We start from the raw sequence: 9919 nt of genomic DNA on the forward strand, positions 1-9919 counted from the left end.
CCCACCGAGGTGAGCTCAGCCTGGGAGCTGCCGCGCGCGGTTCTGGGCGATGTTGCGGATCTTCTTGGTGCTGCCCGACTCCGCCAGCGTGGTGAGGACCGGGTGGGAGGTGGATTCGGTCGCCAGGATGCGTTGCATCCAATCCGTGGTGGCGGTCAGCTCCGCGGGGGAGGGGACGTCGCCCGCGGCGATTGTCAGGTAGATGGTCCAGTCGTGGATGCGGCGGGTGACGAAGTCGCGTTCGGACGGTGTCGTGAGGTGGGCCAGCTCCGGGGTCAGGGCGGCGGCCCAGCGGTGGAAGGCGGCCGGGTCGGGCATGGTGGGGGCTACTGCGTCGATGAAGGCGACGACGGCGGATTTGGCCACCACGTTCACCGGGTCGCGCAGGAAGGTGCGGATGAGGATCTCGTCGAGGTCGCCGCGGGGGCCGTCGGCGACCTTCTCGGCCAGCTTCCGGTAGGCCGACGAGCGGACGTGCTCGTCGGCCACCGCCGCGTCGAGGTCGACGTCGGTGACGTCGGCGGCCGCCAGCACGGCGGCCAGGTCGTCGCGGTCCATCAGCCCCTGCCCCGCCTGCACGCGCGTTCGGCCTCGCGGCGGGCGCGCTCCTCGCGTTCGGCGCGCTCCTCGGCCTGGTTGCGGCGGCCGAGCTTGCGGACGGCGCGGCGGATCTCGGACTTGAAGTGCTCGACCACCTGCCGCTGCTGGCCCGTCAGCTCGGGCTGGCCGTCGATCGGGTGGCCGTTGGGGCCGATGCGGACCTCCTGGCCGCGGCCGGTCACGTGCGCGTGCGCGGGCCGGTCGACGTCGTACTCGTGCACGACGATCCGGACGCCGTTCTTGATCACGTCCAGCAGTGCGAGGCCCACCGGGTCGAGCCAGGTGAGGGGGTTGGGCACGTAGCTGTGCGGGGCGTACCCGCCCGCCAGGCCGATGGGGTCGGGGCTGGCGTAGCGGCCGGTCTGCGGGTCGTAGTAGCGGAAGTAGTTGTAGTGCAGGCCCGATTCCGCGTCGTGGTACTGGCCGGGGAAGCGCAGCGGCGTCGACGCCGTGCCGCCCTCGACGGTCGGCAGACCCCAGGCCGTGGTCTGGCCGAACCAGGCCACGGCGCCGTGCTCGTCGACCAGCTCCGTCGGCGTCCCCACGAGATCGGTCACGATCGCGTAGAACGCCTCATCCACGACCTGCGTGTACGGCCGGTGGCTCTTCGGGTCGTAGTCCCACGTGGTCGTGCGCCCGGCCGTGGTCTGCTCGGCCAGGGCGGTCCCGTCCCAGGCGAAGTCCACCCGCTCGACCACCTGCCCGCCCGCGTGGCGCTCCTTGGCGATCCGCCGCCCGAGCGGGTCGTAGCGGTAGCGCCACGTGCTGCCGTCCGGGGTCACCAGCTCCACCAGCTGGTCCTCGCTGTTCCAGGTGTAGCGCCACACGTCGGGGCCGTGCTCCTTGCGCGTGACCCGGCCCAGCGCGTCGTACTCGTAGCGCACCCCGCCCGCCGCGAGCAGCAGCGTGCCCGCGTACTGCCACGGCCCGGCGGCCGCGCCCGGGGCCGCCGCGGCGACGAGGTTGCCCGCGGGGTCGTACTGGTACCGCTCGGCCCAGCGGGTGCCGTGCACCTGGGTGATCCGGCCGAACGGGTCGAGGTCGAAGCGGCGCCGCCCGGTGGTCGGGTCGGCGATCTCGGTGATGTTGCCGTCGGCGCGGTAGTGGAAGGTGCGGTTCCTGCCGCCGACGGCTTGGGCGGCGAGCCGCCCCACCGCGTCCCAGGTCTGGGTCAGCCGCAGCCCCGCCGCGCCCGTCCGGCTGATCTCCCGGCCCGCGGCGTCGTAGCCGAACCGCAGCTCGCGCCCCGCGGTGGACATCGCGGCCAGGGTGCCCACGGCGTCGTAGGTCCACGTCGACTCGACCCCGCCCGGCGTGCGCCGGTGGACCCGCCTGCCGAGCAGGTCGTAGGCCGAGGTGACCGTCCGGCCGTTGATGGTCTCGGCGGTCACCCGCCCGACGGCGTCCCGGGTCAGGGTGACGGTCGCGTCGCGGCCGACCGCGGTGAGGAGGCGCCCGGCGGCGTCGTAGGTGAAGCGGTCGGTGCCTGCGGGCGTCTCGACCGCGACGACGTTGCCCAGCGCGTCCCGGTGGTAGGTGGTGGTCTCGCCCGCGGCGTTGGTCTTGCGCACGAGCCTGCCCGCGGCGTCCCGCTCGTAGCTGGTCACCCGGCCGTTGAAGTCGACCTCGCGCACCAGGCAGCCCGCGGCGTCGTACTCGTACCGCCACGCCAAGCCCTGCGCGTTGGTCACCTTGACCAGGTTCAGCTCGGTGTCGTACTCGAACTCGACCCGGCTGCCGTCGGCGTTCACCTGGGCGACCGGCAGGTCGAAGTGGGTCGTGGTCAGCGACAGGGCCGGGCCGTCGCCGATCGCGTACTCGACCAGGTTGCCCTCCGGGTCGTGCCGCCAGCGCTCCACCACCCCGTCCGGGCGGACCCGGGTCAGCGGCTTTCCCTCGACCGTCCACGTCGTGCGGGTCGTGGCGCCCATCGGGTCGACCTCGGTGACGACCCGGCCGAACTCGTCGCGGTCGACGCGCGTGGTGCGGCCCAGCGGGTCGGTGACCGCGGTGGTCAGGCCGCGCGCGTCGGTCTGCATGCGGTAGGTGCCGCCCAGCGCGTCGGTCTCAGCGATCCGGTGCCCGTGGGCGTTGTAGGCGGTGCGGGTGACCGCACCCGCCGGGTCGGTGGTCTCCACGATGTTGCCGCGCTCGTCGCGCCGGTAGCGCCAGCGGGCCCCGGTCGTCTCTACGACCTCCACCGGCAGACCGTCGGCGTCCTCGACCGTCACCGTCTGGCTGCCGTCCGGGTGCACGACCCGGGTCGGCTCGTCGCCGAGGCCGTACTCGTAGCGGGTGGTGCGGCCGAGCGGGTCGGTGGTGGCGGTCGTGCGGCCGTGCTCGTCGTACTCGTAGGCCGTGGTCGCCCCGAGCGGGTCGACCTGGCGGATGAGCTGCCAGGACTCGTCGAAGTGGTAGGTGGTCACCGCGCCGCGCGAATCGCGGTAGGTGGTGACGCGGTTCGGGACGTCGTAATCGATGGAGCAGGCGAGCGCGCCGCCGCTGCCGTCGGTGCTCACCACCCGGCCGTCGGGGCCGTAGCGGTAGGCGTACCAGTGCCCGTTGCGGTCGGTCCACTTGGTCACCCGGCCCGCGGCGTCGTAGTCGAACCGCAGCGCGCGCCCGGACGAGTTGGCCACGGTGGACAGCCGCGCGCCCGCGTAGCCGTAGGCGATGAGCGGGATGTCCCCGCCGGGCCGGACCAGGCGCAGGCCGGTGACCAGCCCGTCCGCCGAGTCCACCGCGACGTGGTACCCGCCGCTGTGGACCAGCGCGGTGGGCGTGCCCGCCTCGTCGCGGTGCACCGCGATCCGGTTGCCGTTGCGGTCGGTGATGGCGGTCAGCAGCAGCCCGGGACCGGTGAAGTGGCGCGTGGTGCCCTCGGCCGGGCTGGTCACGGTGTACCCGTCCGCGGTCGCCCGTAGCGCCAGCCGGGCGCCGCGGGGCGCGTGGACGGGCGAGCCGTCGGCGGGCGGGGTCGGGAAGGCCAGGGTGGTGCCGTCGTCGGCGACGAAGCACACGCCGATGGCGTCCGGCTCGACCCGCTGGTCCAGGGTGGACGCCCAGGTCGGGCCGAACGAGCGGCCGAGCCGGTAGGTCGAGATATGGGTCCGGGACACCACCAGCTCCAGCACGCCGGGCAGCTCGATGTCGGTCTGGGTCATCAGCATCTCGCCGGTGGCCAGGTCGACCGGGTCGCCGCCGGTGCACTTGTTGTCGTTGGGCCTGCTGTCCCTGGTCGGGTCGGTGTTGTCGCGGGCCGTGGTGCTGGGCTTGGTTCCGTTGGGACTCGTGCCGGACGGCGTTGTCCCGGATGGGGTTGTGCCGGATGGGCTCGTGCTGCTCGACGGAGTGGTCGAGGTGTTGGGCGTGCCCGTGTCGGGCGTCGTCGAGGAAGACGGCGATGTGGTGCTCGACGGGGTGGTCGTCGAGTTCGGACTGGTGGTCGAGCTGGGGGAGGTCGTGCCGGACGGGGAGGTGGTGCCGTCGACCGCGGTGGTGTTGGTGCGGGCGGTGTTCGGGGTGGGCGATCCGTCGCCGCGGCGGCCGAGCTTGGCCAGCTTCGCGATGATCTCGTCCAGCTTGCTGACGATCTTCTTGATCTTCGGCGCGACGTTGCCGATCGTCTTGATCAGCTTGCGCACGACCTCGGTGACCTTGCTGACCACCTTGGAGATCGCCGAGGTGGCCTGGGCGACGACCAGCGGCGTCGCCAGGCCGAGCGTGGCGGCGACCTCCAGCGCCCAGGCGATGAGCCTGCCGACGAGCTCGGCCACCAGGTCGCGGATGAACTCGCGGACGAACGCCACGACCTCGCCCATGATCATCACGCCTGCTGAGATGCCGTCGGCCAGCGCGGCCGCGCCTGCGATGGCGTCGGCGGTCTCGGCGTTGTGGGCGCGGTAGGCGTCGCCCGCAGCGCCGGTCCAGCCCGCGGTGCCCGCGTTGCCCTCCGCCGACAGGTCGGCGGCCACGGCGTTGACCTCGGCGGCCACGTTCGCCCAGGTGTCGGAGAAGGACTGGATCACCGGCGGGTCGCCAGCGAACCAGTCCAGCGCCTCCTTCAGCGGCCGGACGTGCTCGATCAGCCAGGACACGCCGTAGGAGGCGAGGGTGCCCAGCGGGTCGATCACCATCGACAGGACTTCCAGGCCGACCCCGGCCGCGGACAGCCCGGCCTCCACCCAGTCGCCGCTGCTGACCCCGCTGGCCAGGCCCTGGGCGGACTCGGCGATGCCGATGCCGGTGATCGCGGTGGTGGTCTCCCTCGGCTGGGCGATCAGCGGGTTGGTCATCTACAGCGCCCCCTCGATCGCGGTGAAGGAGTCCGCCCCGGCCGACTCGCTCGCCTCGTACGCGGTGACCGTCTCCCGCACCTTGCCGACCGACTCCTCGACCGCCTGGGCGGCCTGCTGGAGGGCGCGCACGCCCATCTCCTCGAACGGTTGCAGCAGCAGCGCGAACGGCTGGCAGACCACGCCGTAGGCGCTGTTGTCCATCGTCACCGTGTTCGCCGCGTCGACGGCGCCCGCGAGCCGGGACGCCAGCGCGGAGACCTTGCCCGCGTGCGCGTCCAGCTCGCCGGTCAGGACGTCGTAACCGGTCATCGCGATTCCCCCTCGAACGAAGCCCTAGCTGAAGACCGACGAGCCGCCGAAGTCCTCGTCGTCATCGTCGTCGCGGACGGCCCGCCTGCGCGGCGGAGGCGGCGGCGGGTCGTCGTCCTCCTGCAGCTCGCCGATGCGCGACCGCGGCCCGCCCGGCGCGGCGCCGTCCACGCCGTTCTCGCCGCCCTCGTCGTCCTCGACGGACGGGAAGTTCTGGTAGGCGCTGTCGAGGATGTAGCGGCCCGCGGGGTCGTCGCCGACGGTCTCGGCCACGAGCTCGGCCAGCACCTGCGGGTACCGGGACTGCGCCTTGCGGATGGCGGCCATGACGTGCCCGGCGATCTCGTCGGGCGCCATCTGCCGCACCCGGTCGGTCATGGCGATGGCCGTGGGCAGGCCGTTGTTGCCGACCGTGGCGCTCACCGCGCCGCCCGCCACCGACTCGGTGATCGAGACACCGGCCACCCGCTCGTTCAGCGCCTGGAACCGCGCGGCCTTCTCCGCGGCGTTGCGCTCCCAGTCGTCGAGCATCCTGGCGGTGTCGGCAAGCGGGTCGCTCATCCGGTCTCCAGCGGTCAGTCGATCAGGTCGTCGTCCACCGTACAAACCCCGTCCCCCGGACGCGGGCCCGCCCTGTGCGACGCGCCGCCGGGCGGACCGGTTCCCCCTCATCCGCCGCTCGCCGAACGAAGGTCCTCACCACCGGGAATCTGCGGGGAGGGCGCCGCTGCTACCCGTGCCCGCGGCGATGGTCACCCTGCGTGAGTGGATAGTTGCGGAGACCTCAAAGGGTCCGAGCCGCAGTCTGTCGGCTGCGGCTCGGACCCCGGGTTGGCTCAGAAGGCGGGCAGGACCTCGCCGCGCGGCCAGCGCTTCTTGATGAACTCGCTGACCTCCGGCGAGCGGAGCAGGCGGTCGAGGGTCGCCAGGGCGGCGTTGCCCTCGTCGGCCTTGCGGTAGGCCAGGAAGTTGGCGTACGGGTTGCCCTCGCCGGACTCGACCAGCAGCGAGTCGTCGGTGGCGCTGAGGTCGGCCTCCAGGGCGTAGTTGCCGTTGATGATCGCGGCGTCCACGTCCTCCAGCGAGCGGGCCAGCGAGGCCGGGTCGGCCTCCTTGAACTGGAGCTTCTTCGGGTTGTCCTGCACGTCGAGGACGGAGGCGCCCGCGTCGCCGGGGTTCTTCAGCGTGATCAGGCCGTCCTTGACCAGCAGGTCGAGCGCGCGGGCCTGGTTCGACGGGTCGTTGGTGATGCCGATGACCGCGCCCTCGGGCAGGTCCTTGGTGGAGGTGTAGCGCGGCTTGCCGCCCTCGCGGCCGGAGTAGAGCGCGTACGGCTCGATGTGCACGCCGGGGAAGTGCGCGAACTCGTAGCCGCGCTCGGCGACCTGCGCGTCGAAGTACGGCTGGTGCTGGAAGTAGTTGGCGTTGAGCGTGCCGTCGGCGAGGTTCTCGTTGGGCAGCACGTAGTCCTCGTACTCGACGACCTTGATCTCGATGCCCGCCCCGGCGGCCAGCTCGTCCTGGACGAACTTGAGGATCTCCGCGTGCGGGGTGATGCTCGCGCCGACGGTGAGCGAGGTCGACCCGGACCCGCCGGGAGCGGTGGGCTCGTCGGAACCGCACGCCGCGAGCGCCAGGGCGGCGGCGACGGCTAGCGCGGTGGTGCTGATGGCCTTGCGCATGGGTTTCCTTCTCTGGTTGGCGGGTCTCACCGGTGGTCGACGGCGCGGGCGACCAGGTCGCCCGCGGTTTGCAGGAGCTGGACCAGCAGCACGATGACGATCACGCAGACGATCATCACGTCCGACTGGAAGCGGTTGTAGCCGTAGCTGATGGCGAGGAAGCCCAGCCCGCCCGCGCCGATCGCGCCCGCCATCGCCGAGTACGAGACCAGCGCGATCACCGTGACGGTGAACCCGGACACCAGGCCGGGCAGCGACTCGCGGACCAGCACGCCGGTCAGGATCTGCGCCCGCGACGCCCCGGCGAGCTGGGCCGCCTCGACCTTGCCTGCGGGCACCTCGCGCACGGCGCTCTCCACGAGCCGGGCGAAGAACGGGATCGCGCCGACGGTCAGCGGCACGACCGCGGCCTGCCAGCCCAGCGCCGAGCCGGTCACCGAGCGGGTGAACGGGATCAGCGCGATGGCCAGGATGATGAACGGCAGCGACCGCCCGACGTTGACCACCAGCGACAGCAGCGCGTTGACCGAGCGCCGCGGCCGCAGCCCGCCCGGCCCGGTGGTGTGCAGCCACAGGCCCAGCGGCAGCCCGCCGACGGCGGCCAGCAGCGCCGACCAGCCCATCATCAGCAGCGTCTCCAGGGTCGCCTCGGGCAGCCGGTCGGTGATCGCGGGGTTGCTGAACAGGTCCGAGAGCCACTCGCCCATCAGGCGGCCACCCCTTCGGACACGTGCAGCCCGGCCGCCCGCAGCGCGGCGACGGCGGTCTCGCGGCGCTCGGGCGCCACGTCGAGGCGCAGCCTGCCGACCCGGACCCCGCCGAGGGTCTCGACCGTGCCAGCGGCGACGGCCACCCCGTCGAGGCCGCCGAGCACGCGGAAGACCTCCGCGGTGTGGTCGACGGCGAACGACGCCTCGACCACCGTCCGCTCGGCGTCGGCGGGCAGCGGGATCAGCTCGCGCGCCAGCCTGGTCCCGTGCCGGGTGACGACCTCCCCGATCGGCCCGTGCTCGACGATGCGGCCGCCGTCGAGCAGCGACACCGAGTCGCAGACCTCGCGGACCACCGACATCTCGTGGGTGATGATCAGCACGGTGACCCCGACCCGGTCGCGCACGTCCCGGATCAGCCCCAGGATCTGCCGCGTGGTCGCCGCGTCGAGCGCGGAGGTCGGCTCGTCGCACAGCAGCACCGACGGCTCGGCGGCCAGCGCGCGGGCGATGCCCACCCGCTGCTTCTGCCCGCCCGACAGCTGCGCGGGGTAGGACCCGCCGCGCCCGCCGAGGCCCACCAGGTCGAGCAGCTCGGCCACCCGCTCCCGCCTGCGCGCCGCGGGCACCCCCGCGATCCGCAGCGGGTAGGCGATGTTCTCCGCCGCCGTCCGCGCGTCGAACAGGTTGACCTGCTGGAACACCATGCCGATGCGGCGGCGCACCCGGCGCAGGTCCCGATCACCCGCCGCGCCGACCTCCTCGCCGTCGACCAGCACGCTCCCGGCCGTCGGCCGCTCCAGCCCGGTGATGCAGCGCACCAGCGTCGACTTCCCGGCCCCGGACTCGCCCACGACGCCGTGGATCGCCCCCCGCGGCACCCGCAGATCGATCCCGTCCAGCGCGACGACGTCCCCACCTCGCAGCGGGTACACCTTGCGCAGCCCGCTCAGCGCGATCCCGTCGGTCATGACCGCCTCGGGCTGTGAGCAGTGGACATGGGAAGACGACCTCCAGGCATGGGAAAGGGGACGAACGGACGCGCCGCGGGCTGGGCAGAACCGGCTCAGCGGGCCACGCGGGCCGAGCACATGCACCCCATGTGCCCTCCCGTCCTCAGCAGCGCGCTCCTCACACCGCCGATGCTCGCACCCGAACCCACCACATCCGAATCGCACCGCGCTGGTTCCACGATGTGAAACATGTTGGTGGTCAACACCTTGCGACCATCTGTGTCCCAGATCCCTTGCGTGACTTGGACCACGTCCAGTGGCTCAGGTGAATGCGCTTGCCAGGCGGTGGAAGCGTGGCTCTCGCCGCTCGGCGAGACGTGACGCGCGCCGCATTAGGAGTCTTACGGGCGCGGGAGGAGGGCGGCGACTTCGGCGATGGCGTCGAGGGACTCGTGGTCGAACTGGCCGCCCTGCGCGTTCTCGGCCTCGGCGATGGTGAGGGTGGCGCGGTTGAGCACGCGGCCGTAGCGCAGGCCGGTGAAGTCGATGTCGCCGAGGTCCAGCAAGGCGCCGCCGAGCGGGGTGATGTCGCCGCTGCCCTGGATGTCCACCAGGTCCCGGAACTGCCGCGCCGTGCGGCGGTCGGCCAGGCCGACCCAGGCGACGGAGACGACCGCGGTGTTCCCGGCATCGTCGGTGACGGTGAACAGCACCCGCTTGAGGGAGGTGCACCGGTGCTTGGTGAGGAAGTCCTGCACCCGGCCGAAGGAGGCGGCCACGCAGGAGGCCTGCTGCTTGGCGGCCCGCCTGGCCTCGCGCAGCCCCATGCGCTGCCACGCGCCCTTGGCGCCGCGGGGCGCCTCCTTCTGCGCCGCGTCCTTGCGCGCCTTCAATCGCGCGGACGACCCGCCCAGCCGGACCGAGCCGACTGACCCCTGCACCGCGGCCTGCCCGCCGACGACCCCGCTGCCCGCCCCGAGCGAGCCGAACCCGCCGCCCGCGGCCAGCACGCCGACCGCTGCCACGCTTGCGACGACCACGCCCTTGCCGCCGCGCCCGCCCCGGATCGGCCTTACCCGCTTCTGCTTGTCCGTGTAGAAACCCGCCACCGCGCTTCCCCCATTCCTGACCGCTGCGAATTCGGGTGCGGGCGAGGTTACCGCGGACCCACCCCCCATTCGCCAGAGGCGGAGGGTTGCCGATTGTGGACATGCGAAGCGGAATCACGTCTGGACCTGCCGCGGGGCTGAGGATTGGTCAGCAATGGCACCTTTAGAGGGTGTCTCACGTGGGGAGTTTCTTGTAGCAGGTGAGGGCGGCTGCGAGGGTGAGGAGGCCGCAGTAGTTGTTGGGGTGGCGTTCGTGGC

At 72.6% G+C, this 9919-nt stretch carries 8 protein-coding genes; all 8 read right to left on the reverse strand.

Annotation, left to right across the window (positions count from 1 at the left end; all coding sequences use genetic code 11):
• Positions 1 to 15: 15 nt before the first annotated feature.
• Positions 16 to 558, reverse strand: coding sequence for a hypothetical protein (locus ACWEPX_RS21695; protein ID WP_451899026.1), 543 nt, complete (start codon positions 556 to 558; stop codon positions 16 to 18).
• Entirely contained in the window at positions 558 to 4895 is a 4338-nt protein-coding gene (locus tag ACWEPX_RS21700) for an RHS repeat-associated core domain-containing protein (RefSeq protein WP_451899027.1), read from the reverse strand. Before ACWEPX_RS21700 ends, ACWEPX_RS21695 begins: the two co-directional genes overlap by 1 nt.
• Positions 4896 to 5207, reverse strand: a complete 312-nt coding sequence (locus ACWEPX_RS21705) for a type VII secretion target (protein WP_451899028.1) — start codon at positions 5205 to 5207, stop codon at positions 4896 to 4898.
• Between the two features lie 24 nt (positions 5208 to 5231).
• Positions 5232 to 5768: a YbaB/EbfC family nucleoid-associated protein gene (locus ACWEPX_RS21710; protein WP_451899029.1), complete on the reverse strand. Its 537-nt coding sequence runs from the start codon at positions 5766 to 5768 to the stop codon at positions 5232 to 5234.
• Between the two features lie 275 nt (positions 5769 to 6043).
• Positions 6044 to 6889 (reverse strand): MetQ/NlpA family ABC transporter substrate-binding protein, encoded by an 846-nt coding sequence (locus tag ACWEPX_RS21715; protein ID WP_451899030.1) that lies wholly within the window; start codon positions 6887 to 6889, stop codon positions 6044 to 6046.
• Between the two features lie 26 nt (positions 6890 to 6915).
• On the reverse strand, positions 6916 to 7596 hold the full coding sequence (locus ACWEPX_RS21720; RefSeq protein WP_451899031.1) for a methionine ABC transporter permease: 681 nt from the start codon (positions 7594 to 7596) through the stop codon (positions 6916 to 6918).
• On the reverse strand, positions 7596 to 8570 hold the full coding sequence (locus ACWEPX_RS21725; RefSeq protein WP_451899032.1) for a methionine ABC transporter ATP-binding protein: 975 nt from the start codon (positions 8568 to 8570) through the stop codon (positions 7596 to 7598). Before ACWEPX_RS21725 ends, ACWEPX_RS21720 begins: the two co-directional genes overlap by 1 nt.
• 383 nt (positions 8571 to 8953) lie before the next feature.
• Complete coding sequence (locus tag ACWEPX_RS21730) at positions 8954 to 9661, reverse strand: hypothetical protein (protein WP_451899033.1); 708 nt, start codon at positions 9659 to 9661, stop codon at positions 8954 to 8956.
• Positions 9662 to 9919 lie beyond the last annotated feature (258 nt).

It is taken from the genome of Actinokineospora sp. NPDC004072, from assembly GCF_053604195.1.

Coding starts and splice junctions, on each gene's coding strand:
- ACWEPX_RS21695 (WP_451899026.1), bottom strand. CDS start 558: ATGGACCGCGACGACCTGGCCGCCGTGCTGGCGGCCGCCGACGTCACC.
- ACWEPX_RS21700 (WP_451899027.1), bottom strand. CDS start 4,895: ATGACCAACCCGCTGATCGCCCAGCCGAGGGAGACCACCACCGCGATC.
- ACWEPX_RS21705 (WP_451899028.1), bottom strand. CDS start 5,207: ATGACCGGTTACGACGTCCTGACCGGCGAGCTGGACGCGCACGCGGGC.
- ACWEPX_RS21710 (WP_451899029.1), bottom strand. CDS start 5,768: ATGAGCGACCCGCTTGCCGACACCGCCAGGATGCTCGACGACTGGGAG.
- ACWEPX_RS21715 (WP_451899030.1), bottom strand. CDS start 6,889: ATGCGCAAGGCCATCAGCACCACCGCGCTAGCCGTCGCCGCCGCCCTG.
- ACWEPX_RS21720 (WP_451899031.1), bottom strand. CDS start 7,596: ATGGGCGAGTGGCTCTCGGACCTGTTCAGCAACCCCGCGATCACCGAC.
- ACWEPX_RS21725 (WP_451899032.1), bottom strand. CDS start 8,570: ATGACCGACGGGATCGCGCTGAGCGGGCTGCGCAAGGTGTACCCGCTG.